Below are 24,942 nucleotides of genomic sequence, written 5' to 3'. Positions count from 1 at the left end.
CCTGCTAGTTGGGGCTGGGGCGCTAGGCGGATCGTGGTGCCGTAAGCGTAGGTCGTCATCGGCTCATGGGGCGGGTGGCGCTATCGGTGCCGATGGTGTGCGTAGTCGGCGGCACGGACAAGGGGCGCCCCACGCCGTGGCGCGCGTGTCGCGTCGCGTGAAGCCGAGGTTCGTCTCGGATCGGCTGACGACGACCGCGCCGGCGCCGGTCTCGGGAAGCCGCGGGCGCTGCCGAAGACGTGGCGGGGGTGATCTTGCCCTGCGCGAAGGCCTGCGGCTTTGGTCGTGACGATGACGGTGGCGACCGCCAGTTGGGCGGTTATGCCGAGGTCCGGACCCTTGGCGGTGCCGTCCGCGTCGACTGCGTATCCAGCGCAGCTCACAAGGTCGCCGGAGTCAACGACGTTGCCGGCTCGGTCCACCTCCTCGGCGCTTGAGGCGGTGATCGGGATGTGGAGGCTCTGGATGTAGTCGATGACCTCGACCAGCAGTTGCCGCGCGCTCGCTCCGAAGGATGTTGCGGAGTGGACAAGGACGACCAGCAGTTCCTTGGCGACTACGCCCCCGTTGATGGCGGCGAGGCTGCTGCTGTCCCGACCTCGATGCGCTTGATCACTAGTCGCCGATTGGCGCGACGGGGGAGCCAACGCCGCCGAGGACCTACTTGTAGCGCAGGGATCGCGCCGTCGCCCGGCGAGCGCGCTGGACTCCCCGTTGAGCGCCCGGAGCGCCCGGATGTGGTCGGGCGGGTCAGACCCTCGACCACGGGCGCGACAAGCGAACTGCGCATCTCGGTGCCGATCAGCGCGTGGTCGGTGGAGTTGAGGTTGGCGTGGGTCTTGGGGGTGGTTGTCGATCTCGTAACCGGCGTCGCGCAGACTGCGGATCTCACTCGACGTCGTGCGAGAGCGGACGCCGACTTCGCTGGTGACGATGCCAAACGTTCCCTTGATTCCGGCCGCGTCGAGGGTGGGCTTCACCAGCGTGAGGTGGGTCTTGTCCCCGTCATCGAAGGAGAACACCGCCAGGGGCCCGCTCGTCACCAAGTGGCACAAACTAGTGCAGATCACGACGTGCGCGAGCGGTCCCAGAACGAGGTAGCACGATCAGGCGGCGTCCCTCCCTAGACTGGACCCCATGCCCTTCGAGATCCCCCAGAACCTCCACCCCGACTGCGGCCCGATCGCGTGGCTGCTCGGCACGTGGCAGGGCAACGGGCACGGCGACTACCCCTCGATCGAGAAGTTCCAGTTCGGCCAGGAGCTGATCTTCACCCACGACGGGCGCCCGTTCTTCCACTACATGTCCCGCGCCTGGATCATCGACGAGAACGGCGAGAAGGTCCGCGACGCCGCCCTTGAGAGCGGGTTCCTGCGCGCCCAGCCCGGCGGCAAGGTCGAGTTCGTGCTCAGCCACAACACCGGCATCTCGGAGATCTGGTACGGCCAGGCCGAGGGCGGCAAGCTCGAGCTGCACACCGCCGGCGTGGCCTTCACCGAGACCGCCAAGGAGGTCACCGCCGGGCACCGCATGTACGGCAACGTCGAGGGCGACCTGCTCTACGCCTACGACATGGCCGCCACCGGCCACGAGCTCCAGCCCCACCTGTGGGCGCGGCTCAAGCGTGCGTGAGGACGAGGGTGCCGTGACCGAGGAGCTGCGCGACCGGCTGCGGGGGAAGGGCTACCGGCTCACCCCGCAGCGCGAGCTGATCCTGCGCGCGGTGGAAAAGCTGCGCCACGCCACCCCCGACGAGGTGTACGCCGAGGTGCAGGCCTCCTCCAGCGCGGTCAACCGCTCCACGGTCTACCGCACCCTTGAGGTGCTCGAGGAGCTCGGTCTGGTGCGCCACGCGCACATCACCGACCGGGCGCCGACCTACCACGCGGTCGGCGACCACGAGCACTTCCACCTGGTCTGCCGGAATTGCCAGGGCGTCACCTCGGTTGACCCCCACGTGATCGCCCCCGCGATCGAGGCGCTGCGCACCAGCCACGGCTTCGCGCCCGACGTGGGCCACCTGACCGTCTTCGGCACCTGCGCCGCCTGCCAGTCCACCTCGGAGGACACCCCGTGACCAGCCCCCGCCCCGCCAGCCCGCTGCTCGCCCTGCCCGGGGCGGTCGCCGGCAACGGCCCCGACGCCCCGGTCGCCGCCCACTACGGCAGCCTCTACGGCGAGCAGCGCACCCTCGAGGCCGGGGAGGGGTTCGTGGATCTCTCCCACCGCGACGTGATCCGGATCAGCGGTCCCGACCGGCTCACCTGGCTGCACTCGCTGACCACCCAGTTCCTCGAGGGCCTGGCCCCGGGCCGGTGGACCGGCGCGCTGATCCTCAGCCCCCAGGGCCACATCGAGCACGGCTTCGTCGGCGTCGACGACGGCGAGGCGTTCACCGCCCACACCGAGCCCGGCGCCGGCGCCGCCCTGGCCGGGTTCCTCGACCGGATGCGCTTCATGATGCGCGTCGAGGTCGCCGGCGTCAGCGAGGAGCTCGCGGTGACCTGGCGCCCGAGCCGCGCCGGCGACGACGCCGGCTGGTACGACGCCTACGAGCTCGTCCCGCGCGAGCAGCTCATGGCCTACGCCGAGGCGGCCGGGCCGGCCGCTGGCACCTGGGCCTTCGAGGCGCTGCGGATCGCGCGCGGCGAGCCGCGGGTCGGCGTCGACACCGACGCGCGCACCATCCCCAACGAGGTCGGGCTGATCGGGCCGGCGGTGCACCTGGAGAAGGGCTGCTACCGCGGCCAGGAGACGGTGGCCCGGGTGCACACGCTCGGTCGTCCGCCGCGGCGCCTGACGCTGCTGCACCTCGACGGCTCCGAGAACGTGCTCCCCGAGGTCGGCGCCGACCTCACCAACGACGACGGCAAGGTCGTGGGGCGGGTCGGCAGCTCGGCGCGGCACCACGAGCTCGGCCCGATCGCGCTCGCGCTGGTCAAGCGCAACGTGCCGCTCGACGCCCAGCTGCTCGCCGGCGGGCTCGCCGCCGCGCAGGAGGTCATCGTGGACCCCGAGGTGGGCCTGCACGTCCGCCCGCTGCGCTGAGCTCAGGCAGGGTCACCCGGGGGAGTCAGCCGGGGGAGTCGAGCGGAGCCGGTCGAGCGCGTCCTCAAGGTCGGTGCGGTGCGGGATCCAGCCGCGGGCGAGCTCGGCGGCGAACATCTCCGTGAGTGCGGCGAGCTCGTCGGTGGTCACCAGTCGCTCGACCGTGAACGGCTCCGGCGTGCTGTGGGTCAGCGCCATTGGTCCCCTCCCCGGGTCCGGTTGCCAAGACGCCCCGCCTGGCGTACAGGCGGGGCGTCACCCACGTCGCTACCTCAGAAGGCCCTCCAGCGACGTGAGGGTGCGGCGGTCCCAGTAGACCCCCGCCATGTGAGGTCGGTCATACCCCAAATGGGGTATCTCTTCGCGCAGGACGGCGAACAAGCCACGCAGGGAGGGAGGTCCGACTAGACCCGCTCGTCGACCGCCTCCGCCGGCACCGCCGACTCCGTGGAGTCCTTCTCCTTGGAGGGCAGCACGAAGCGGTAGCCGACGTTGCGGACGGTGCCGATCAGCGTCTCGTTCTCGGGGCCGAGCTTGGCGCGCAGCCGGCGCACGTGGACGTCGACGGTGCGGGTGCCGCCGAAGTAGTCATAGCCCCACACCTCCTGGAGCAGCTGCTGGCGGCTGAAGACGCGCCCCGGGTGCTGGGCGAGGAACTTCAGCAGCTCGAACTCCTTGAAGGTCAGGTCGAGGGCCCGCCCGCCGATCTTGGCGGTGTACGTCGCGTCGTCGACGACCACCTCACCGGAGCGGATCACGTGGGCGTCGGGGTCGGCGGCCTCGCGGCGGGCGGCGAGCCGGGCGATGGCGAGCTTGATCCGCGCCTCCAGCTCGGCCGGGCCGCAGGTGTGCAGCACGACGTCGTCCATGCCCCAGTCGTGGCTGACCACGGAGAGCCCGCCCTCGGTGACGATCAGCAGCACCGGCACGTCGGTGCCGGTGGTGCGGATCAGTCGGCACAGGTCGCGTGCCTGGGCGAGGTCCTGGCGTCCGTCGACCAGCAGCAGGTCGGAGTCGGGCGCCTCGAGCAGTGCGCTTCCCTCGGCAGGCAGGATCTTCACCTGGTGGGGGAGCAGTGAGAGGCCGGGCAGTACGCCGGAGGACGGCTGCAGGGCGCTGGTCAGGAGCAGAAGGGTGCTCACAGTGGTCTCCTCCCGAAGGGGCGGGGACCGAAACGCAACGCTGGGCTCCGGCCTGTAACTGGGGAGTTTAGGTAACGTCCCCGTCATGGTGAAGGTCCCCGGTCGTGAATGAGACGCAGGTCATCAGGATTCGCTACTGGGCGGCGGCCCGTGCCGCCGCCGGCGTGGCGGAGGAGGAGGTCCGTGTCGAGGGCCCGGTCCGCTTGGGCGATCTGGTGAGCGAGGTGCTCGCCCGGCACGGCGACAGCCGGCTGCGCGACGTGATCGCCGCGTGCTCGGTGCTGCTCGGCGAGCAGCCGGTCGGCAGCCGCGACCCCGACGAGGTGATGGTCGCGCCCGGCACCTCGGTGGAGTTCCTGCCGCCGTTCGCGGGCGGGTGACGCGCGTCTCGTAGCCGCGTCACCGCGGCGTAACAGGACCACAACATTGCAGGACGTCGGCGTTCCTACGGTGCGGTCTCCCGCATCCCTCCGCCGCCGTTCGGGCGACCGGTGGAGGCAGTCCTCGAGGAGTGCCCCTTGCACAACTACCTGCGCCGACGCGCAGCAGCCGGCCTGTCCGTCGCGCTGCTCGCTGGCTCCCTGGCCGGCATGGCTCTGGCCCCGGCCGCCTCCGCGGCCGAGCCCGTCCTCGCCTCCGGGTCCGACTGGAACGTCGTCCCCGCGCCCGGCGGCTACCTGGTCACCGTCGAGCTCGACGAGCCGCTGCCGATGCGCTCCGACGCCCCGACGATCGTGGTCGACGGCGCGCCGGTCGGCGCCGCCGTCGAGTCCGCCGACGGGCTGTCGCTGACCGCGTTCACCGCCGACCCGGCGGTCGCCGACGCCGAGAGCGCCGAGGCCGGCTGGGCGAGCGAGTCGGTCCCCGGCGCCACCGCCCCCGACCGCGCGGTCGAGGTGCCCGACGCGCCGGCCCCGTCGGAGATCTCCGCCGACCCGGCCGCCCACGGCGACCACGCCTGGACCGAGTCGATCTACAAGTTCGGCGACCAGGCGATCGACCTGGCCGCCATCGGCGGCGTCCGCGGCGAGCTCGAGGGCAAGGTCTACCTGCCCACCACCGGCGGCCCGCGCCCGACCGTGCTCCTCCTGCACGGCCGGCACACCTCCTGCTACGGCACCGGCCCCACGCACAGCAACCGCTGGCCGTGCGCCACCTCCCCGGACAACGAGCTGCGGATGTCGATCCCCAGCTACGCCGGCTACGACGGCACCGCGCAGGCGCTGGCCAGCCACGGCTACGCGGTGGTCTCGATCTCGGCCAACGCGATCAACTCCAACGACAACCAGCTCGCCGCTGACCGTGGTGCGGTCGCCCGCGGCCAGCTGCTCCTCGACACCCTGGAGATGCTCCGCAAGGCCAACGCCGGCGAGAAGGTCGCCTTCCATGACGCATGGACCGATCGCACCCTCACCCTCGACGAGGCGCTCGTCGAGGGCGCGCGCTCGTATGAGCTGCGCCGCGAGGGCTTCGTCAACGGCGCCCCCGACCTCGACCCGGTCACCGCCGCCGACCTCGTCAGCCGCTTCGACCTCAGCACCATCGGCATGATGGGCCACTCCCGCGGCGGCGAGGGCGTCACCGCGGCCGCCACCCTCAACCAGGGCCTGGACAAGCCGTGGGCGATCGAGTCGATCCTGCCGCTCGCCCCGGTCGACTTCGGCCGGATGACGGTGCCGAACGTGCCGATGAACGTCGTGCTGCCCTACTGCGACGGTGACGTCTCCAACCAGCAGGGCCAGCACATGCTCGACGACTCGCGCTACGCCTTCGGTGACGACGTGCTGCGCTCGGGCACCTGGGTGATGGGCGCCAACCACAACTTCTTCAACACCGCGTGGACCCCGGGCGAGTACAAGTACAGCGTCAGCGACGACTGGAGCGGGACCAACCCGACCAGCGCGCGGGCGACCGAGCCGGTCTGCGGCACCGCACCCAGCACGGCTGACACCTCGATCCGCCTCTCGCCGTCCGAGCAGTACGAGCTCGGCAACGCCTACATGACCGCCTGGTTCCGCGCGACCCTGGGTGGCGAGGAGCGCTTCCTGCCGCTGTTCGACGGATCCGGCACGGTCCCGGCCTCGCTCGACGGCGCCGACGTGCGCACCGTCGCCACCGCGCCCTCCTCGGCGCGCTCGACGATCACCTCCTTCGAGAAGGCCTCCTCGCTGGTCCGCCCGCTCGGCGGAGCCACCGCCGCGCCGTGCGCCAGCATGGGCGCCCGCACCACGGTGCAGTCGCTGGCCGCGTGCAGCACCGAGCTGGCCTCCAGCCAGCTTCCGCACTGGACCCCGGCCACCAACGGCGGCAACGTGCCGGCGACCCCGGTGACCCGCTTCACCTGGACCGGCGCCGACGGGGAGCTGCGCGTCAGCGTCCCGGTCGCGCGCCGCGACGCCCGTGACTTCGACCGCCTCTCGGTCAAGCTCGCCGCCGACGAGACCGTCGAGACCTCCACCGATCTGGTGCTCTCCGTCGTCGACGGCGCGGGCAAGACCTTCAGTGCCCCGGTCTCCGAGCTCAGCCCCTACGCCCTGGTGCGGATGCCGACCTCCAGCAGCAGTGCGGCCGCCACGACGTTGAAGAAGATCGTGCTCCAGCAGGTCAACGTCGCCACCGCCGACCTCGCGGCCGCCGGACTCGACGTCGCCAACCTGCGCGAGGTCCGTTTCGCCGCCGCTCCCGGCGCCGAGACGGGTGCGGCGTACCTCTCCGACCTGGCCTTCGAGAGCTCCGCCGTGGGCACGCCCACGGTGAAGCGCGAGCCGGTGGTCAGCGTCTTCGCCCCCGGCGTGGACGAGGGCGACGCCCCCGGCACCTACGACCTCGCCGTGCACCTCGACGCCCCGGCGTCGGTCCCGGTCACCGGCTACGTCTCGCTGCTCGGCTCGGCCACCAGCCGCGCCGCCGCGGCGATGGAGAAGGTCACCTTCGCCCCCGGCGAGACCTGCCAGGTCGTCACCGCGCCGCTGCCCGGCGACACCACCGCGAGCAGCACCAACGGCACCTCCGTGGTCGCCAGCGTCATCAACACGGCCAACGCGGTGATGGGCCACGACGCGATCGTCTTCACCACCATCCGTGAGGACGACGGGGTCACCGGGGACGCCACCGAGCTCCCGGCCTACGGCACTCCCGGCGACGTCTGCTCCGAGCGGGCCGCGGTCGTGGCGGGCGGAACCGTCACCACGCCCGAGGCCGTCACCGCGGGCACCGACGTCGAACTGTCGGCCGGCGGCTTCCGGGCGGGCGAGGCCGTCACCTTCGCCGCCCCCGGCCTGGAGCCGGTGACCGTGGTCGCCGCCGCCACCGGCACCGCCACGGCCAGCGTCGCGCTGCCCGCGGACCACACCCGGCGCTCGGTCCCGGTCACCGCCACCGGCGCGGGCACCGGCCGCACCGCCACGGGCGAGCTCGTGCTCGCCAAGCGCGCCTCGACGATCGCGGTCGAGCTCGACACCGCGAGCAACGTGTTCGGCACCGCCGGCACCGTCACCGCCCGCGTCGGCGAGACCTCCGGTGAGGTCGAGTTCGGCTACGGCGACACCACGGTCATCGTGCCGGTCGACGTCTCCGGCATGGCCACGCACCGCCTGCCGGCCGCACTGCCGGCCGGTCGGCACACGATCACCGCGCGCTACCTCGGCACCGACGAGGCAGCGGCCGACGAGGCGATTGCGTCGTACCGCGTCACCAAGAAGGCGACCAGCACCTCGGTCACGGTGAACAAGAGCGTCCGCAAGGGCAAGGCGCTCGCGGTGCGGGTGCGCGTCGGCGGCGCCGTCGCCGACACCGCGATCACCGGAAAGGTCCGGATCAAGGTCACCGGCGCGCTGACGACGACCCGCACGGCCCAGGTCGGCCCGAAGGGTGCGGTCACCTTCACCCTCACCGCGCCCCGCAAGGGCAAGAAGCTGACCGTCGTCGCGTCCCACCTGGGTGGCGGCAGCTACGCCGGCAGCAAGGCTCCGGCCGCCACGGTCACGCTGCGCTGAGCGCAGGCTGACCCAGCGGGGCGAGGAGCCCCGGGAGAGACACCCGCGAGGGCGGGGGATCGTCAGGTCCCTCGCCCTCGTCGGCGTTCTCGCCGCGGCGCGTCAGCGGGGCCGGCCGAGCGCGAGGCAGGCCGCAACCCCGAGGCCCCAGAACGCGAAGACGGGAAGGTCACCGACGTTGATTCCGTGCCCGTGGCTGAGCGGGATGAGGGGCCGGCCCGACCACGGTCCGTGACCGGCGATGAGCAGCATGGCGAGTGCTGTGAGGCAGAGCGCGGCGACGAGGGCGAGGGTCATCCGCAGCACCCGGTCATCGTAGGGCGCACGGCACGGAATGGGCGGGCCCGCGCGGGGGTTGGGACCACCGTGACCCCCGGCATCTGGATCGCCCTCGGCGCGCTCGTGCTCGCCCTCGCCTTCGGCGGCTACCGCGCCCGCACCGACGGGCGCTTCCGCGGTGCGACCCGCACGGACGAGAAGACGGTGTCAGGGGCCCCGGGCGCCGAGACGGCAGCTGTCCCCGAGGCGCCACGGGCCTGGGACGCGGTGGCAACCGCGCTGCCCGCCGAGCGGCTGGGGGAGCGGGCGACGCTCGTGCAGTTCTCCACCGCGTTCTGTGCGCCGTGCCGGGTCACCAAGCGGGTGCTGGGTGAGGTGGCCGAGATCGTCCCGGGCGTGCGGCACGTCGAGGTGGACGCCGAGCACCACCTGGCGCTGACCCGCGAACTCGGCATCCTGCGCACGCCCACGACGCTGGTGCTCGATGCGAGCGGCCGCGAGGTGTCGCGCGCGGCCGGTGCGCCGCGCAAGGAGCAGGTCGTCGCCGCCTTGGGACGACTGGCCGACGACTGATGTCCACATCGTGGTCCTGTAGTCCACTATCCGAGACCGAGGTGCGGTCGGTGGCGGCGACTCCCTACGGTGGTGCCATGTCCTCGACCTGGTTGACCAAGCGGCGCGCAGTGGACCACTGCCGCGTGCGCTCGTCCCTGTGTCGACTCTCCTGAAGGCACCCGGTCTCCTTTAGTCGATCAGTTTTCTGCACTAATCTTCGACGAAGGCGTTCCACGCGGCGTGCCGAGACGAAGGCCCGCGCGTCACCCCTTCACGCAGGAGATCGACATGTCCACGACTGCCTCCACCCCCACGCGGGTGGCCGAGACGCGCCTCGACCCGCGCGGCCCGCAGTTCAGTGCCGCAGTGACCGCACTGCTGCTCCTCGTGGTGCTCGTGGCGCCCACCGGCGTGGCGACCGTGCTGGTCGCCGTCCAGGCGGCGCTCTTCGCGCTCGGCGCCCTGCGCGGCGTCCAGCACACGCCCACCGCCTGGGCCTTCCGCACCTGGGTGCGCCCCCGCCTGGCCCCGCCCAGCGACCTCGAGGACGCCCGCCCGCCGCGCTTCGCTCAGGCCGTCGGTCTCGGGTTCGCGCTGGTCGCCCTGGTCGGGTTCCTCGCCGGCGCCGAGCTGCTCGGCCAGGTGGCCACCGGCTTCGCGCTGGTCGCCGCGCTGCTCAATGCGCTCTTCCGGTTCTGCCTGGGCTGCGAGCTCTACCTGCTGCTCCGCCGCCTGGCGCCTCGTCCGTCCTGACGTCACTGCTACACCCAGACCCCGCGTCGCCTGACGCAATAGAAAGGTAGATACATGAGCCGCGAGAACGCCCTCGTCTCCGTCCAGTGGGTGGAGGACCACCTCGACGACCCGAAGGTCGTCGTCATCGAGGTCGACGAGGACACCGCGTCCTACGACCGCAGCCACATCCGTGGCGCGATCAAGCTCGACTGGACCACGGACCTCCAGGACCAGGTCCGTCGCGACTTCGTCAACAAGGAGCAGTTCGAGGCGCTGCTCTCCGAGCGCGGCGTCTCCAACGACGACACCGTCGTGCTCTACGGCGGCAACAACAACTGGTTCGCGGCCTACGCCTACTGGTACTTCACCCTCTACGGCCACAACGACGTCAAGCTCATGGACGGCGGCCGCAAGAAGTGGGAGCTCGACTCCCGCGAGCTGGTCTCCGAGGTCCCCACCCGCGAGAAGACCACCTACGTCGCCACCGAGCAGGACCACTCGATCCGCGCCTTCCGTGACGAGGTCGTCGCCGCGATCGGCACCCAGAACCTGGTCGACGTGCGCAGCCCCGACGAGTACGCCGGCCGCCTCATGGCCCCCGCCCACCTCCCGCAGGAGCAGGCCCAGCGCGCCGGCCACATCCCCACCTCGGTCAACGTGCCGTGGAGCAAGAACTGCAACGACGACGGCACCTTCAAGTCCGACGAGCAGCTCGCCGCGCTCTACAACGAGGTCGGCTTCGACGAGGGCAAGGACACCATCGCGCTGTGCCGCATCGGCGAGCGCTCCTCGCTGACCTGGTTCGTCCTCCAGGAGCTGCTGGGCAAGAAGAACGTGAAGAACTACGACGGCTCGTGGACCGAGTACGGCTCCCTCGTCGGCGTGCCGGTCGTCCTCGGCGACGAGCCCGGGGAGGCCTGAGCATGTGCGGTGCAACTGCGGGCGGCCTGTCGCTCGACGGCGTGAACGTCGCCAAGGAAGCCATCATCCAGGGCCAGGTGCTGCGTGACGGCGAGCCCGTCGGCAACGCGTACGTGCGCCTGCTCGACGCCACCGGCGAGTTCACCGCCGAGGTCCCCACCTCGGCGACCGGGCACTTCCGGTTCTTCGCGCACGACGGGGAATGGACGCTGCGGACCCTGGCACCGAAGGCCGAGCCGGTAAACCGCACGGTCATGGCACAGACTGGGGCGATCGTAGAGGCGCAGATCTCGGTCTGAGTTATTGCGGCGTGCGGCGCTATCGGAGTTCCATGGTGCCCGCACGCCGCACCGGCCAGGTTCCCCGACTGCAACCATGGGAGACCTCAAAACCCGCGGGAAGCAGGTGGGTCCAGTTCGGCGACGCGGCCAATGGTCGGATTTGCTGCCGGCGTCGACCGAGGAGAAGTGGATCCATCCGACGTCGAGGCGAGTCAACGCGCGTTATGGCATCATATGCAGCGCCACCGCGCGTCCCACGTGCGTGTTGACACTTCGCTCGTTAGTCGGACTGTTTCTGCAAGGCCCAGTCGTCTGCGATCAAAAACGGAATGGAGCCTTTCTGCGTGAACTCAGATAATGCCCGATGCGATATCTTGGTGTTGGGGACGGCGGATTGGCAGCAGCCAATCGCAACGAACCAGCATTATGCGGTCCGAGAGTTGGCGGCAGAGCACGCCGTCACTTATGTCCAGTCGATGGGCCTCCGACGACCCGAACTAAGAATGCGCGACGTTAAGCGGGTCGCGAGGCGCTTGATTCGATCGGCGATACCGGCGTCGAGTCCGCCTCGCCGCGACGTCCCGTCTAGTGTCAGGGTGCTGACGCCGTGGGTATTTCCGCGTCACTCAGGCTACGTCGCAAAGATCAATCGCCTGATCCTGCGCTTTCAATTGCGTCGTTGGATCAGGGGCGGCGGCCCTGCCCCGAAGGTCCTATGGCTTTACACGCCTGTTGATTATGGCCTTTCCGCGCATGCTGCGTCGACTATCTATCACTGTGTAGACCTGCTTCGCGAAGTTGAGGGAATCGATTCGACGGTGATCGACAATGCCGAGGCGTCCCTTGCGGCGGGGATCAACATTCACGCGGCCGGCTCGAGTCCGGCGGTAATGGAGCACCTGAAGCGCCAAGGGTTTGAGAATCTCAGTTACTGGCCAAATGTGGCTGACGTCGAGACCTTCGCGTCGCATTCTGCGAACCCTCGGCGTCCGCGGGTGATCTTTGCCGGGAATATGACGGCGGCGAAGGTCGACTTCGCGGCATTGGAGGATCTGCTGGCTGTTGGCATCGATTTGCACCTCGCCGGACCGATCGCTGAGGGCGGTGGGTCGGCGGTCGGCGCGATGGAACGTTTAGTCGAACGAGGTGCCACCTATCACGGGTTGCTGGATCTGGCGGCCTTGGCTGAACTCCAGAGCACCTTTACTGTGGGGTTGATACCTTACCGCGCGAACAAATACACGGCCGGCGTCAGCCCCTTAAAGACGTACGAGTATCTCGCATCTGGACTGCGGGTTGTTTCGATGGGCGTCCCGTCAGTTCGAGCTGTCGAAGGAATGGTCGACGCCGTCGGCGCAGACGAATTCGTACCTCGAGTGCAACAGGTCGTCAACGATCTGCCAACGGACGAAACTGTCGAGGCGCGCCTTGCTCATGCTCGCGTGAGGTCGTGGGTCGCCCGTGGGGCCGAGATGAGAGAACTAGTCACGACTGTCACACGTCCGTCATCGCCCCTTCTGGGGTCGACCAACAGTGATGCAGTGGCAGACCGTCCAGATATTAGAGATTGAGAGTGCCCCCCGCAATGAACTCGGATGAGCCCACCGCGGAACTACCCGTTGCGACGGTTATCGCGCAGTCCAATGTTCCGGGTGGGGCGGAAGCCTATCTCTGCCGGCTCTACGGCGAACCTGGGTCAAAGTTCGTACGGTCTAGTCTCATTGGATCACTGCCGAATTGGACAGGCAGCCAGATCGATCTTCAACTCGGTCCGAAATGGTCAAAGCGCACGATGCTGCGTGGGGTTCTCAAGATGCGGCGAGAACGGGCACGAGTAATACGGGCCGCACAGCAGTCTGTATCTGACTATTACCACATGCAGTTCAAGCGCGAACAAATAGCTTTCACGAAGGCAGTCTCGCTCTTGGCCCCAGTTGTCTGGACTGAGCACGGTCGACTGCCGACTGGGAGAGCCGCCGCGCCCATACGATGGGCATACAGCCGCGCCGCTAGGTCCGCAAGTTTGATCATATGCGTATCGAACGAGGTTGCGAGCGACGTTCGGCGGCTAGTCGGCCCCGGAGTTCCTGTGGAAGTTATCGAAAACTGCGTCAACACCGAGTACTTCCGCGAACCTACACCCGAAGAAAAGGCGACCGCTCGCGCGGCGTTGGACCTAGGTGACACCCCGACGGTTCTTTGGATCGGCCGCACCGACGCTGGCAAGCGGCCGATGTTGGCAATCCGCGCAGGTTGGGAATGGCGGGGGGCCACCCTAGTTGCTGGCCGCGGTTCAGAGGACGAGTCTCTCAGGGATGCCGCGGCGGGTTCGGATCGGATTCGGCTTATGGGTCACGTTACGGATACGCGAACGCTTTACTGGGCGTCCGATATCTTCATGTTTACGTCCACCGGTGCCGGCGAGGGGTATCCGACGACCACCATGGCTGAAGCCGCCGCATGTGGCCTCCCTGCCGTGACGCACGTCGGGTCGGGCGCGGAGCGAGTAATCTCCGAGATGGGCGGTCATGTTGTTCCCGATGGAGACGATGTCAATGGTTGGATTCGTGCCTTCGAGGGTGCCCTCAGCAATTCTCCGGAGGCTCGCCGAACTTGGGTCGAAAGTCACTCGTTGACGTCCTGGATTGCTCAGCATCGTGGGGCGCTTGAGCGAGTCATGAAAGCCGTTGGGTAGTGGCTATCACCATCTTTGGGCTGGCGTCGGCTATCCCGGCATCGTCGCTGTGCTCGGGAGCCATAAGTACGCGGCACTTATCCTTATGGCTGGGGACGTGCTGACGGCAATCTCTGCAATTTCGTTTGCGGCGCAGCCTGATCGCTTCGTCACCTTCGGTGCGTCGCTGGCTGCACTTCTAACGGCGACGATGATCGCTGGCCCGGACTTGTCGACTTTGATGCTATGGATAGTTGTTGGCTTCGCGTTGACGGCTCGAGCTGCTGTGAATCGTCAAGGCAGGAACGATTCGTGCGATACCTATTGGCCTATAGTTCGGGGAGTTTAAGTGAATCTAGCGGAGCGCATGTTCTCGCTGTACGGTACGCGGCTCGAGCCAGTTGGATACTTGGCTCTAAAGTTCTTAGGCGTTGAGATCCCAAGGAGATGCCCGATCGGCCTTGGTCTCCGTCTGCCACACGGGGCGGTCGGATTGGTGGTCCATGAGTCGACGGTGATCGGTCGGGGCGTGTATCTGTTTCAAGGAGTCACGATCGGGCGGGCGGACCAAGATCCGTATGGGGCGCTTTCGGGCTCTACATCTGGTGGCGTGATCATTGAGGACGAGGTCGTCCTGGGAGCCGGTTCCAAAGTTCTGTTCCGTGGAGGCCAGACGCTGGTCCTGCGACGTGGCACGATTGTTGGTGCCAACGCGGTCGTTCTGCGTAGCACGGGAGAAGGAGAAGTCTGGGCGGGCGTTCCTGCGAAGCGTGTGGGGGTGACTGGCCGCGCCGCCGGTGAAAAGTGACGTGGGCACGGCCCAGCAGGGTGGTCGGCGTGGTGTTTCGTCTGCAGCTGACACCGCTCGTTTTAGGCATGGTCCTGGTTGCGGTCTCCTCGATCTTGCTTGTGCCGACGCTAATCGAGGCGGTTGGAGCGTCCGCGTGGGCTGCATTCGCAGTGGGTCAGGCGGTGGGCGGTTTCTGCGCGGTCCTCATTCTCTACGGTTGGGGCGTCGAGGGACCGGCTTTGGTCGCCCGGGCAAGTGTCGGTGACCGCCGTCGGTTGGTTCTGAGTTCGCTTCGCTTGCGATGGAGCATTTCTGCTCCCGTCCTGATTACGGGCGGATTGCTTTTGCTCGCATTGACTGATTCGCACCGAGTGCTGGCTGTCGCCGGCATGCTTACGAACGGCCTTGCGGGCCTTGGTATGACCTGGTTCTTTCTTGGCGTGAAGGACGGGTGGTCGGTCTTCATCACGGATTCTATGCCGCGATCCCTCGGAAATGTGCTGGGCATTCTTCTCCTTCAAGAGGACTCAGAAACTGCCTTTGCGTCGGGGATGGCAGTCTTGGTCTTAGCGCCGCTATTCGGCTGTCTTCATGGTTGGTTGCGAGCAACGAATAGCGTAGGATGCGCGCTTCGGCAGGCGTTTGCGCACTCACCCGACGACTCAATCGGCGCCTTGCTTGGTAGAGGAAAACATTCGGTTTCGACTAGTTTTACTGGGTCGATCTATACACTTTCCCCCGTGATCATTATCGCAGGGTCGGGTGCGCCCTCGGCCCCCCTTTTTGTTCTTGTAGACAAGGCTCAGAAGCAACTTCTGTCTGCATTCGCTCCGGTGGCCAACGTGCTGCAGGCGTGGGTTCCTCGGGCACGCGAGAAGGAACTCCTGAAACGCGTTTTTGTGGCCGCGTTGGCTGCAGCGTTATTCGCGTCCGGAAGTTTGATGTGCTCGGCTCTCTTTGGTGTCCCTGCGTTGGAATGGCTTAGCGCGGGGACGGTCAGCGTTTCGTCCAGTGTGGCGGCGTGGGCAGGTCTCTACCTGGGGCTTGCGCTCGCCGAGGTCATTCTCGGGCGGTCATGTCTCGTGGCTATTGGCGCGGTGTCTCGTCTTTCATTCTGGTCTTTTGTGGGGGCGGCGATTGGTCTGGCACTCTTACTTCCCGCGGGCATGGCGTGGGGGGCCGCCGGCGCGCTAGGGGCGGTATCCCTCGGGCAGGGCGTCCGAGTCTGCGGTTATCTTTTCGTAATTTGGTCATGGAAGAGGAGAGGGTGACTATGCGCTTGGGGGTACTTAATTCGATTCTCGGCTCTCGAATGCTGCCGTTCCGTCTGCGGACGCTGGCACTTCGTGGCTTGGGGGTTCGCATTGCGCTAAGGTCCAGAATATTCCCGTGCGTTTCGATTAGGTCGACGAACCTGACCGTGGGTCGACGCTCGACGGTCAATGAGGGCACGGTAATCGATAATCGCGCGCCCGTATTCATTGGCAGCAATGTCGGCATCGGAATAGGCGTACGAATTGTTACAAGCTCGCATGACATGAGTGATCCTCGTGTGCGTGCAGGTGTCGGTCTATCCATGCCAATCTCGATTGGAGACGGGGCGTGGATTGGTAGCGCGGCGACGATTCTGCCCGGTGTCACAATTGGCGCAGGTGCGGTTGTCGCTGCTGGTGCGGTAGTGACGAAGGATGTCGCGGCTAATACGATAGTTGGCGGTGTTCCGGCTAGGGTGATCAGAGATCTGGGCCGGTAAAATGGCAATGCCAGGCAGGCGCGGATATGCTCGGGTGGATTGCTTTGGATGTTCGGAACATTAAAGTTCGATAATAGTCGCGAACTGATTGGACGGCTGAGGGCGTGACGTTCTTCTCCGGGGTTGGTCTACGTCTCCGCAAGATGGAAGGTCTCCCTCGCGATCTGAAGACCTTGACAATGTCCGATGCTACGTCCGCATTCCCTGAGCCGAGCAAGTTTCTGCTGACTCGTTGAGATCGACCTCGTTGTGATCGGCCTAATCGCGCCGTGCTTCCGTGACGGGCGTCGGCGCTGGCTGGTGGTGCCTAGGGTTCGGCGACGAAGGTAGCCGACGAAACATCGTGCCTCGGCCCTTCCCGAACTACTTCGGCGGCGTCCGACGACCTTGGTCGCGACCAGTCGGCGCTATGTGTGTACCGGCCACGGGCACACGGGTGACGCCGAGGGACACCAGAGGGGTGAGCCACGAATCGAAGCTCTCGCGCCGCCGGCCGCGGCGCGCTCGAGGCGATGATCGTGCAGCAGTCGCAGTTGGCCGCGTCGCCGAGGGGATTGGCGCCCCGTGGGACACCGCCAGCGCCGCCGCCCTGGCCCTAAAGACAGGCGGGTGCTGATCAATGACTCTACTTGCTTCGATGGCGTGAGCGTTCTCATCGTTGTCTTGTACGTGCGGCGCCACGCCAGACGGCTATAGGGACGTGAGCGTGATGACCGCAGCGCACCCCGATCCGCAACGGCATCGGTCTACGGTGGTTATACGTCATGGTCGAGGGCTGCTCGAAGCGGAGGTTGGAGACCCGGCCTGCGGCTCAACCGCTGTCCGCAGTTCGAGGCGGTCGCGGTGGACGGATGCGTCGGTTGCAAGCACGCCGCGAGCGAGGAACTCCCGGACTCGCTGGCGGTGCTGTCCCCTAGCAGCTACGCGTGGGGATCATGGTTGACGTGCCGTGCTTCAGTTGGCGCCGATCTGTGATCAGTGGCCAAAATGCGAATCGGCGAAACGACTCAGCCCTGGCTGCCAAGTCGTTTCGCCGATTGTGGTGCCTATGGCAGGATCAACTAGCGCTGTTGATCATGCCAGCGCCAACGGTGATTCCAGTTGCCTCGTCGATGAGGATGAAGGAGCCGGTGGTCCGGTTCTTCGAGTACGGGTCGCAGAGCAGCGGCACGGTGGTACGCAGCTGCACGCGGCCGATCTCGTTGACGCCGAGCTCCTTGGTCTCCTGGTCGCGGTGCAGGGTGTTGACGTCCAGGCGGTACTGGATGTCCTTCACCAGGGCCCGGGCGGTGCGGGTGGTGTGCTTGATGGCCAGCTTCTGCCGCGGCTTGAGCGGGGTGGTGGTCATCCAGCAGATCATCGCGTCGATGTCCTGGCTGGGCTGCGGGGCGTTCTTGACCCGGGCGATCATGTCGCCGCGCGACACGTCCACGTCGTCCTCGAGGCGGATCGTCACGCTCATGGGCGGGAACGCCTCGGTGATCTCGCGGTCGAACAGGTCGATGCCGGCGATCTTGGAGGTCATGCCCGAGGGCAGCACGACGACCTCGTCGCCGGGCTTGAGGACGCCGCCGGCGACCATGCCGCCGTAGCCGCGGTAGTCGTGGTGCTCGTCGGACTTCGGGCGCACGACGTACTGCACCGGGAAGCGGGCGTCGATCAGGTCGCGGTCGGAGGCGACGTGCACGTGCTCGAGGTGGTGCATGAGCGTGGGACCGGAGTACCAGGCCATGTTCTCGGAGCGGTTCACGACGTTGTCGCCCTGGAGCGCGGAGATCGGGATGACCTCGAGGTCCGGGATGTTGAGCTTGGTGGCGAACTGGGTGAACTCGGCGTGGATCTTGTTGTAGACCTCCTGGTCGAAGTCGACCAGGTCCATCTTGTTCACCGCGAGCACCAGGTGGGGGACCCGCAGCAGCGAGAGGATCACTGCGTGACGGCGCGACTGCTCGGTCAGGCCCTGACGGGCGTCGACGAGCACCAGGCCGAGGTCGGCGGTGGAGGCGCCGGTGACCATGTTGCGGGTGTACTGCACGTGCCCGGGGGTGTCGGCGATGATGAACTTGCGGTTGGGCGTCGCGAAGTAGCGGTAGGCCACGTCGATGGTGATGCCCTGCTCGCGCTCGGAGCGCAGACCGTCGGTCAGCAGCGCGAGGTCGGTGTAGTCGTAGCCCTTGGAGGCGCTGGTGGCCTCGACGGCCTCGAGCTGGTCCTCGAAGATCGACTTGGAGTCGAGGAGGAGCCGGCCGATGAGGGTCGACTTGCCGTCGTCCACGGAGCCGGCGGTGGCGAACCTCAGCAGGTCCATCTTGTCGCTCTTGATGGTGCCCATCAGAAGTAGCCTTCCTTCTTGCGGTCCTCCATGGCGGCCTCGGAGAACCGGTCGTCGCCACGGGTGGCGCCGCGCTCGGTGACCCGAGCCACGGCGACCTCGTCGATGATCTCCTCGATGGTCGAGGCGGTGGACTCCACGCAGCCGGTGAGCGTCAGGTCGCCGACGGTGCGGAACCGCACGGTGCGCTCCTCGGCGACCTCGCCGGGACGGCACGGGTTGAACGGCGACTCGGTGAGCAGCATCCCGTCGCGCTCGAAGACTCGGCGCTGGTGGGAGAAGTAGATCGAGGGGATCTCGATGCCCTCGCGCCCGATGTAGTCCCAGATGTCCAGCTCGGTCCAGTTGGAGATCGGGAAGATTCGCATGTGCTCGCCCGCGTGGATGCGCCCGTTGTAGAGGCTCCACAGCTCGGGGCGCTGCATCTTCGGGTCCCACTGGCCGAACTCGTCGCGGTGGGAGTAGACGCGCTCCTTGGCGCGGGCCTTCTCCTCGTCGCGGCGGCCGCCACCGAAGGCGGCGGTGAAGCCGTTCTCCTCGATCGCGTGGAGCAGGGTGCCGATCTGCATGCGGTTGCGGCTGGTCTTGCCGTCGTCGACGACGACGCCGTTGGCGATCGCCTCCTCGACGCTCGCGACGATCAGGCGCACACCGAGGCGGTTCACCCAGTTGTCGCGGGTCTCGAGGACCTCGGGGAAGTCGTAGCCGGTGTCCACCTGGAGCACCGGGAACGGGATCTTGGCCGGGTAGAAGGCCTTCTCGGCAAGGCGCATCATCACGATGGAGTCCTTGCCGCCCGAGAACATCAGGACGGGCTTCTCGAACTCGGCGGCGACCTCACGGAAGATGTGGATCGACTCCGCCTCCAGCTGGTCGAGCTGGCTCAGCCGGTAGTCGGCATGCGTTTCGGTCATGAAAACAGGGGACCTCTCATCGGGGTAGCAGCGGCCATCGTAGCGGCGGGTCGGCGCGGAGACTCAAACCGGACTCCTGCAGAGTGTGGTGAGTCACGGCAAACAGTCGGACAGCGTCCCGCCTGGTGGTCGCGAGATGTGCGTTGTATTACCCCCGGACGCGGTGTGAGACGGGCTACTCAAACACCCCTACGATGCGGCCATGCGTATCTCCGTTTTTGGTTGTGGCTATCTCGGTGCCGTGCACGCGGCGTGCATGGCAAAGCTCGGGCACGAGGTGGTCGGCGTCGATGTCCTCCCCGAGCAGGTGGCCGCGCTCTCACGGGGGGAGGCGCCGTTCTTCGAGCCGGGGCTGCCCGAGCTGCTGACCGAGGCGGGCGCGTCCGGGCGCCTCGCGTTCACGACCGACGCGGTCGCCGCTGCCGAGGCGACGGTGCACTTCATCTGCGTCGGCACCCCGCAGAAGCCCGGCGAGAACGCCGCGGACATGCGGTTCGTGAACTCGGCGGTCGACGCGGTGCTGCCGCTGCTCAAGGCCGGCGACGTCGTGGTCGGCAAGTCCACGGTCCCGGTCGGCACTGCCGAGGAGATCGCTCGGCGCATCCACGACGCACAGCCGGAGGCCGAGCTCATCTGGAACCCCGAGTTCCTCCGCGAGGGCTTCGCCGTCAAGGACACGCTGCACCCCGACCGGTTCGTCTACGGCGTGGCCGACACCGAGCAGGGCCGGGCCGCCACGGCCACCCTGGATGCGGTCTACGCGGACGCGCTCGCCGACGGCACGCCGCGCATCATCGCCGACCTCGCAACCGCCCAGCTGGTGAAGGTCGCGGCCAACTCGTTCCTCGCCACCAAGATCTCCTTCATCAACGCCATGGCCGAGCTGTGCGAGGCCACTGGCGCCGACGTCACCCTGCTCGCGGACGCGATCGGCCACGACGTTCGCATCGGGCGGCGCTTCCTCAACGCCGGCGTCGGCTTCGGGGGTGGCTGCCTGCCCAAGGACATCCGAGCGTTCATGGCGCGCGCCGGCGAGCTCGGCGTGGACCAGGCGCTGAGCTTCCTCAGCGAGGTGGACTCGATCAACATGCGCCGGCGGGTGCGGATGGTGGACCTGGCCCGCGAGCAGTGCGGCGGCTCGATCGTCGGTCGCACCGTCGCGGTGCTCGGCGCGGCCTTCAAGCCCGACTCCGACGACATCCGCGACTCGCCCGCGCTCAGCGTGGCGGCGCAGATGCAGCTCCAGGGTGCCAAGGTCACCGTGACCGACCCCGTGGCGATCCACAACGCCCGCAAGAAGTGGCCCGAGCTGGCCTACGCCTCCACGGTCAAGGAGGCGGTGCAGGACGCCGACGTCGTCATGGTGCTCACCGAGTGGCCCGAGTACGTCGCCCTCGACCCCGAGGAGCTCGCACCGCTGGTGCGGGGCAAGCAGATCATCGACGGGCGCAACTGCCTCGAGCCCGCCACCTGGCGCGCCGCGGGTTGGGCGTACCGCGCTCTCGGGCGCCCCTGAGTCTCGCCAAGCGAAACGGGCCCTGGACACCTCGCGGTGTCCAGGGCCCGTTAGCGTTGCGGGACTTGCGCGAGGCCTGTCAGACGGGCGTCGATCGCTCTGTGCCTCAGGTGGATCCGCTGGGGCCGGAGTCGCGTGCTGTCGGCACCGGCTCGCCGTACTGCGGGGCGTCGAGCTCGGCCACCGTCGGGGCGCCGAACATCGGCAACCCTTGGCCCTTGCGAAGGAATCCCCAGATGAGCGGGACCAGGAACACCATGGCCAGGCCGACGCCGGCGATCAGCATCGGGTAGGTCTCCTCCACACCGAGCGGCGCCCAGCCGGCCTTGTCGAGCAGCGCGACGCCGGACATCGTCAGCACCACGACGATGGCGCGGCGGATGAACGACTGCGGCACCCGCGGGGCGATCTTGGAGCCGAGGATCGTGCCGGGCACCGAGCCGGCGATCAGGGGCAGCAGCAGCGCGAAGTCGAGGCCGTGCAGCGCGATGTTGGAGATCGCCGCGGCGAGCACCAGCGGGATGGCCTGCACCAGGTCGGTGCCGACCAGGCGCACCGCGGAGAGGCCGGGGTAGAGCATCAGCAGCGCGATCATGATGACCGAGCCGGAGCCGACGCTGGTGATGCCGACGAGCAGGCCGCCGAGGGCGCCGACCAGCAGGGTCGGGATGGGGCGGATCGTGGGGTCGGGGTCGCCGGTGGGTCCGCCGGCGCGCACCCGGCGCAGGTTGATGTAGAGCCGCAGGGCATAGGTGGCGGCCGCGAGCAGCAGCGCGAAGCCGATCCACAGCTTGAGGACGTCGTCGAGGTCCTCGGGGTCGGTGAACCAGGCCAGCACGTGCGGGCCGAGCAGGGCGGTGGGGACCGACCCGAGGATCAGCCACTTCGCCATCTGGAGGTTGGGTGAGCCCTCGCGGGCGTGCACCACCGCGCCGCCGGTCTTGTAGACCGCCGCGGCGGTGAGGTCGGCGGTGACCACGGTGGCGGTGTCGCCCACGCCCAGGAAGATCAGCGCCGGGGTCATCAGGGCGCCGCCGCCCATGCCGGTGAGGCCGACCACGATGCCGACGACGAAGCCAGCGATCAGGATCGAGAGCGCGCTGAGGGTGGCGAGCTCGAAGAGAAGGTCGTTCACGCGCGGGGCTCCGCTCCGGTGAGGGCAGGGACGATGTGGCGCAGGTGGGCCTCGATCACCGCGGCGGCGGTCTCGGCGGCATCCGGCCCGCGACGGTAGGGGTCGGCGACGTCGAGGTCGGCCGAGGCGGTGCCGCGCTGCTCGGCCACGGCCGTGAGCAGCTTGCGGCCGGTGAGGCCGGCGCCGACGGTGCGCACGGCCTCGTCGAACTGTCCCAGGGTGAAGACCTTGCGGAACAGCGCCGGGTGGTCATCGAGGATGAACGCGCGGTGCGCGGCCTCCGCGGTGAGGACCAGGTCGTGCTCGTCGAGGAGCTCGCGGGTGAGCGGGCGGCTGCGGAAGGTGTCGTGGTCGACGACCCCCCGAGGGCCGAAGGTCGTGGCCATGACCTCGTCCATCGGGTGCTCGGGGAAGCCGTGGGTGCCGGCACTGGTGAAGGTGACGCTGGCGTCGGGGCCGGCCAGGTGGCGGGCGAGGCGCTCCATGAAGGGGGAGCGGCAGATGTTGGCGGTGCAGACGAAGAGGACCTTGAGGTGGTCTGCTGACGGGGTTTCGACAGGCTCGACTCCCGGGTCGGTCAGGTCGAGGTGGCCGGAGGTGCGCAGAGCGGCCAGGACGTCGGCGAGGGCGGCGTCGATGGTGCGGCCGGTGGTGTCGACGACGACGTCGGCGTCGGCGGGGACCTCGTAGGGCGAGGAGATGCCGGTGAACTCGGGGATCTCGCCGCGGCGGGCCTTGGCGTAGAGGCCCTTGCGGTCACGGCGCTCGCACTCCTCCAGCGGGGTGGCGACGTGGACCAGGAAGAAGGCGCCGCCGGCCTCCTCGACCATGCCCCGGACCTGCTGGCGGGTCTCGTCGAACGGCGCGATCGGGCTGCAGACCGCGACCCCGCCGTGGCGCGAGATCTCCGCGGCGACCCAGCCGATGCGGCGGATGTTGGTCTCGCGGTCGGCCTTGGAGAAGGACAGGCCGGCCGAGAGGTTGCGGCGGACGACGTCGCCGTCCAGGGAGGTGACGGTGCGGGTGCCCTGCTCGAGGAGGCGGTCCATCAGCGCGCGGGCCAGGGTGGACTTGCCGCTGCCGGACAGGCCGGTGAAGAAGAGGACCAGGCCCTGGCGGTCGGCCGGGGGCTGGTCGCGGTCGACGATCTCCGCGACGCCGGCCGGGAGGTCGCCGTCGTCGTCGCTCAGCCCGAGCACCCGGTCGGGGCCGGCGTAGGTGGCCACCACCTGGAGGCCGAGCTCGTGGTCGACGGCCGCGTCGCCGCGGGCCGCGAGCGGCACCGCCACCACCACCGCGTCGTCGAGGAGGTCGGCGGCGCGGAGCGTCGCGCGCAGCAGCGCCACCGGGGACAGCAGCGGGGTGCCGTGGCCGACCAGCGCCAGGAGCGCCACCGGCCCGGCCGCACGCAGCGTGTCCAGCTGGGCGAGCGTCAGCGCGTCGGTGACCGGCACGAACGTGCGGTCGGCGTACTGCTGCCGCACGGTCGCGGGGGCGAGGTAGAGCCGGCGGAACGGGCCGAACTGGGCGTGGGTCAGCGGCTCCACCTGTCCGCCGGGGACCGTGACCCGGGCGAGCGGCAACCCCTCGGGGTCGACCAGCTCCACGCCGCCTGCCTCGGTGGCGGCGGCCTCGACGTCGCCCGGCAGTGTCAGGGTGACCGGGCTGCCCGGCTGGTTGAACGCCGTGGTCGGGCTCAGGGCCCCGGTGACGAGCAGCTCGAGGTCGTCGAGCTCACGTGCGGTGGGGCAGAACTGTGGCAGCGGTGGGGTCGACACGGCGGCAATCCTGTCACGGGAGCGCTGGCATGCTGGCAGCCATGTCACTGCCTGTCGTCGCCGAGGTCGTCCGTTCCGGATTCGTGGAGGGCCGCCACCACGGCTCGGTGGTGGCCCTGGACGCCGCCGGCCGGGTCGACTGGTCGCTCGGGGACGTGGCCTCGCCGATCCTGCCGCGCTCGTGCAACAAGCCGCTGCAGGCGCTCGCGATGGTCCGCGCCGGTCTCGACCTGCCGCCGCGGCTGCTGGCGCTGGGATGCGCCTCGCACTCCGGGGAGCAGATCCACGTCGACGGGGTGCGCGAGATCCTGGCCGGCGCCGGGCTCGAGGAGACCGCGTTGCGCAACCCCGCGGACCTCCCCCTCGACGCCGGGGAGCGCGAGCGGCTGCTGCGTGACGGCGGCGCCGCCGATGCCGTGCACATGAACTGCTCGGGCAAGCACGCCGCGATGCTGGCGACCTGCGTGGTCAACGGGTGGGACACCGCGACCTACCTCGATCCCGGGCACCCGTTGCAGGTCGCGATCCGGACCACCTTCGAGGAGCTGACGGGCGAGCCCGCGGTGGTCGCGGTAGACGGCTGCGGCGCCCCGCTGCTGTCGGCCTCGCTGACCGGGCTGGCCCGCGCGTTCGCGCTGTTGGCCACCGCGACCGACGGGGCGGAGCGCCGGGTCGCCGACGCGATCCGCCGGCACCCGGAGTACGTCTCCGGCACCCGCCGTGACGAACGACTGCTGCTGGGCGCGCTGCCCGGCGCGATCGCGAAGTTCGGCGCCGAGGCGTGCGAGGTGGTCGCGCTGGCCGACGGGCGCGCGTTCGCGCTCAAGATCGAGGACGGCGGCGACCGGGCCCGGCCGGTGGTGATGGCGGCCGCCCTGGTCCGCAGCGGGATCGATGCCGTGCAGGGCGTGGACGGCGCGGCGCTGCGTGCCACCGGGGAGGCCCCGCTGCTCGGCGGAGGTCGGGTCGTGGGCGAGGTGCGGGCGACCCTCTAGCGCGTCTGCTTGCCCTGGCAAGCGGAGTTTCCTGCGTAATATCGAGGTTTCATGACCCCATGCGCTTGCAATTGCTAGCAGCAGCAAGCAGGATGGGGG

General features: G+C 68.6%; 23 protein-coding genes. 15 read left to right on the top strand and 8 right to left on the bottom strand.

The genetic code is table 11. The features are described 5' to 3' along the window. Nucleotides 1-80: 80 nt before the first annotated feature. A complete protein-coding gene (locus HBO46_RS18385) occupies nt 81-1,022 on the bottom strand; it encodes a polysaccharide deacetylase family protein (protein ID WP_191480172.1) in 942 nt (313 codons plus the stop codon). Nucleotides 1,023-1,137: 115 nt separating this feature from the next. Here HBO46_RS18385 and HBO46_RS18380 point away from each other — a divergent pair, with 115 nt between their 5' ends. The 3 genes from HBO46_RS18380 to ygfZ are packed head-to-tail and all read left to right on the top strand — an operon-like array spanning nt 1,138 to nt 3,048. Further along, the gene (locus tag HBO46_RS18380; protein WP_166134285.1) at nt 1,138-1,632 is read left to right on the top strand and encodes an FABP family protein; all 495 of its coding nucleotides are present in this window, start codon (nt 1,138-1,140) and stop codon (nt 1,630-1,632) included. Next, nucleotides 1,625-2,077, top strand: coding sequence for a Fur family transcriptional regulator (locus HBO46_RS18375; RefSeq protein WP_224769234.1), 453 nt, complete (start codon nt 1,625-1,627; stop codon nt 2,075-2,077). Before HBO46_RS18380 ends, HBO46_RS18375 begins: the two co-directional genes overlap by 8 nt. Further along, a complete protein-coding gene (gene ygfZ / locus HBO46_RS18370; protein ID WP_166134283.1) occupies nt 2,074-3,048 on the top strand; it encodes a CAF17-like 4Fe-4S cluster assembly/insertion protein YgfZ in 975 nt (324 codons plus the stop codon). Before HBO46_RS18375 ends, ygfZ begins: the two co-directional genes overlap by 4 nt. Before the next feature lie 12 nt (nt 3,049-3,060). Here the strand turns inward: ygfZ and HBO46_RS18365 are convergent, their stop codons facing one another. Next, nucleotides 3,061-3,246, bottom strand: a complete 186-nt coding sequence (locus HBO46_RS18365; RefSeq protein ID WP_166134281.1) for a hypothetical protein — start codon at nt 3,244-3,246, stop codon at nt 3,061-3,063. A gap of 206 nt (nt 3,247-3,452) precedes the next feature. Further along, nucleotides 3,453-4,190 (bottom strand): winged helix-turn-helix transcriptional regulator, encoded by a 738-nt coding sequence (locus HBO46_RS18360; protein ID WP_166134279.1) that lies wholly within the window; start codon nt 4,188-4,190, stop codon nt 3,453-3,455. 104 nt (nt 4,191-4,294) lie between these two features. Here HBO46_RS18360 and HBO46_RS18355 point away from each other — a divergent pair, with 104 nt between their 5' ends. Both HBO46_RS18355 and HBO46_RS18350 read left to right on the top strand, forming a co-directional pair. Continuing rightward, complete coding sequence (locus tag HBO46_RS18355; RefSeq protein WP_224769233.1) at nt 4,295-4,570, top strand: MoaD/ThiS family protein; 276 nt, start codon at nt 4,295-4,297, stop codon at nt 4,568-4,570. A 138-nt stretch (nt 4,571-4,708) separates the two neighbouring features. After that, entirely contained in the window at nt 4,709-8,185 is a 3,477-nt protein-coding gene (locus HBO46_RS18350) for an alpha/beta hydrolase (protein WP_166134277.1), read from the top strand. A 102-nt stretch (nt 8,186-8,287) separates the two neighbouring features. Here HBO46_RS18350 and HBO46_RS18345 read toward each other — a convergent pair whose 3' ends face one another. Then, nucleotides 8,288-8,491: a hypothetical protein gene (locus HBO46_RS18345; protein ID WP_166134275.1), complete on the bottom strand. Its 204-nt coding sequence runs from the start codon at nt 8,489-8,491 to the stop codon at nt 8,288-8,290. A gap of 60 nt (nt 8,492-8,551) precedes the next feature. Between HBO46_RS18345 and HBO46_RS18340 the strand changes: the two genes are divergently transcribed. The 8 genes from HBO46_RS18340 (at nt 8,552) to HBO46_RS20820 (ending at nt 16,173) form a co-directional block, all read left to right on the top strand. Continuing rightward, on the top strand, nt 8,552-9,037 hold the full coding sequence (locus HBO46_RS18340; RefSeq protein WP_166134273.1) for a thioredoxin family protein: 486 nt from the start codon (nt 8,552-8,554) through the stop codon (nt 9,035-9,037). Between the two features lie 270 nt (nt 9,038-9,307). Then, a complete protein-coding gene (locus HBO46_RS18335; protein ID WP_166134271.1) occupies nt 9,308-9,772 on the top strand; it encodes a DUF4395 domain-containing protein in 465 nt (154 codons plus the stop codon). A gap of 54 nt (nt 9,773-9,826) precedes the next feature. Further along, the gene (locus tag HBO46_RS18330) at nt 9,827-10,675 is read left to right on the top strand and encodes a sulfurtransferase (protein WP_166134269.1); all 849 of its coding nucleotides are present in this window, start codon (nt 9,827-9,829) and stop codon (nt 10,673-10,675) included. Between the two features lie 2 nt (nt 10,676-10,677). Then, on the top strand, nt 10,678-10,974 hold the full coding sequence (locus HBO46_RS18325; protein WP_166134267.1) for a DUF1416 domain-containing protein: 297 nt from the start codon (nt 10,678-10,680) through the stop codon (nt 10,972-10,974). Nucleotides 10,975-11,552: 578 nt separating this feature from the next. Then, nucleotides 11,553-12,527, top strand: a complete 975-nt coding sequence (locus tag HBO46_RS18320) for a glycosyltransferase family 1 protein (protein ID WP_166134265.1) — start codon at nt 11,553-11,555, stop codon at nt 12,525-12,527. Between the two features lie 14 nt (nt 12,528-12,541). Continuing rightward, nucleotides 12,542-13,651, top strand: a complete 1,110-nt coding sequence (locus tag HBO46_RS20900) for a glycosyltransferase family 4 protein (protein ID WP_166134263.1) — start codon at nt 12,542-12,544, stop codon at nt 13,649-13,651. 816 nt (nt 13,652-14,467) lie between these two features. Next, nucleotides 14,468-15,691, top strand: coding sequence for a hypothetical protein (locus HBO46_RS18310; protein WP_166134262.1), 1,224 nt, complete (start codon nt 14,468-14,470; stop codon nt 15,689-15,691). Then, nucleotides 15,673-16,173, top strand: a complete 501-nt coding sequence (locus HBO46_RS20820) for an acyltransferase (RefSeq protein WP_166134260.1) — start codon at nt 15,673-15,675, stop codon at nt 16,171-16,173. The genes HBO46_RS18310 and HBO46_RS20820 overlap by 19 nt, the downstream gene beginning before the upstream one ends. Nucleotides 16,174-17,230: 1,057 nt before the next feature. Here HBO46_RS20820 and HBO46_RS18300 read toward each other — a convergent pair. Together HBO46_RS18300 and cysD are read right to left on the bottom strand one after the other, a co-directional pair. After that, on the bottom strand, nt 17,231-18,505 hold the full coding sequence (locus HBO46_RS18300; protein WP_224769232.1) for a sulfate adenylyltransferase subunit 1: 1,275 nt from the start codon (nt 18,503-18,505) through the stop codon (nt 17,231-17,233). Next, nucleotides 18,505-19,419 (bottom strand): sulfate adenylyltransferase subunit CysD, encoded by a 915-nt coding sequence (gene cysD / locus HBO46_RS18295; RefSeq protein WP_166134258.1) that lies wholly within the window; start codon nt 19,417-19,419, stop codon nt 18,505-18,507. The genes HBO46_RS18300 and cysD overlap by 1 nt, the downstream gene beginning before the upstream one ends. A gap of 202 nt (nt 19,420-19,621) precedes the next feature. On the opposite strand from cysD, the gene HBO46_RS18290 reads away from it, so the two are divergent. Beyond that, a complete protein-coding gene (locus HBO46_RS18290) occupies nt 19,622-20,935 on the top strand; it encodes a UDP-glucose dehydrogenase family protein (RefSeq protein WP_166134256.1) in 1,314 nt (437 codons plus the stop codon). 106 nt (nt 20,936-21,041) lie between these two features. Here the strand turns inward: HBO46_RS18290 and HBO46_RS18285 are convergent, their stop codons facing one another. Together HBO46_RS18285 and cysC are read right to left on the bottom strand one after the other, a co-directional pair. Next, nucleotides 21,042-22,070, bottom strand: a complete 1,029-nt coding sequence (locus HBO46_RS18285; RefSeq protein ID WP_224769231.1) for a sulfite exporter TauE/SafE family protein — start codon at nt 22,068-22,070, stop codon at nt 21,042-21,044. Next, nucleotides 22,067-23,848 (bottom strand): adenylyl-sulfate kinase, encoded by a 1,782-nt coding sequence (cysC, locus tag HBO46_RS18280; RefSeq protein WP_224769230.1) that lies wholly within the window; start codon nt 23,846-23,848, stop codon nt 22,067-22,069. Before cysC ends, HBO46_RS18285 begins: the two co-directional genes overlap by 4 nt. 41 nt (nt 23,849-23,889) lie before the next feature. On the opposite strand from cysC, the gene HBO46_RS18275 reads away from it, so the two are divergent. Further along, nucleotides 23,890-24,843: an asparaginase gene (locus tag HBO46_RS18275; RefSeq protein ID WP_166134254.1), complete on the top strand. Its 954-nt coding sequence runs from the start codon at nt 23,890-23,892 to the stop codon at nt 24,841-24,843. The last annotated feature ends 99 nt before the right edge of the window (nt 24,844-24,942 follow it).

The sequence above is a fragment of the Nocardioides ochotonae genome, assembly GCF_011420305.2.
GTDB lineage: Bacteria > Actinomycetota > Actinomycetes > Propionibacteriales > Nocardioidaceae > Nocardioides > Nocardioides ochotonae.
This window is presented reverse-complemented; position numbering and strand designations above follow the sequence as displayed.

Bases quoted from the DNA above. Each gene is read 5' to 3' on its own strand.
- HBO46_RS18335 (WP_166134271.1), top strand. From the start codon at position 9,308: ATGTCCACGACTGCCTCCACCCCCACGCGGGTGGCCGAGACGCGCCTC.
- HBO46_RS18330 (WP_166134269.1), top strand. From the start codon at position 9,827: ATGAGCCGCGAGAACGCCCTCGTCTCCGTCCAGTGGGTGGAGGACCAC.
- cysD (WP_166134258.1), bottom strand. From the start codon at position 19,419: ATGACCGAAACGCATGCCGACTACCGGCTGAGCCAGCTCGACCAGCTG.
- HBO46_RS20820 (WP_166134260.1), top strand. From the start codon at position 15,673: ATGGAAGAGGAGAGGGTGACTATGCGCTTGGGGGTACTTAATTCGATT.
- HBO46_RS18380 (WP_166134285.1), top strand. From the start codon at position 1,138: ATGCCCTTCGAGATCCCCCAGAACCTCCACCCCGACTGCGGCCCGATC.
- HBO46_RS18290 (WP_166134256.1), top strand. From the start codon at position 19,622: ATGCGTATCTCCGTTTTTGGTTGTGGCTATCTCGGTGCCGTGCACGCG.
- HBO46_RS18275 (WP_166134254.1), top strand. From the start codon at position 23,890: ATGTCACTGCCTGTCGTCGCCGAGGTCGTCCGTTCCGGATTCGTGGAG.
- HBO46_RS18365 (WP_166134281.1), bottom strand. From the start codon at position 3,246: ATGGCGCTGACCCACAGCACGCCGGAGCCGTTCACGGTCGAGCGACTG.
- HBO46_RS20900 (WP_166134263.1), top strand. From the start codon at position 12,542: ATGAACTCGGATGAGCCCACCGCGGAACTACCCGTTGCGACGGTTATC.
- HBO46_RS18325 (WP_166134267.1), top strand. From the start codon at position 10,678: ATGTGCGGTGCAACTGCGGGCGGCCTGTCGCTCGACGGCGTGAACGTC.
- HBO46_RS18300 (WP_224769232.1), bottom strand. From the start codon at position 18,505: ATGGGCACCATCAAGAGCGACAAGATGGACCTGCTGAGGTTCGCCACC.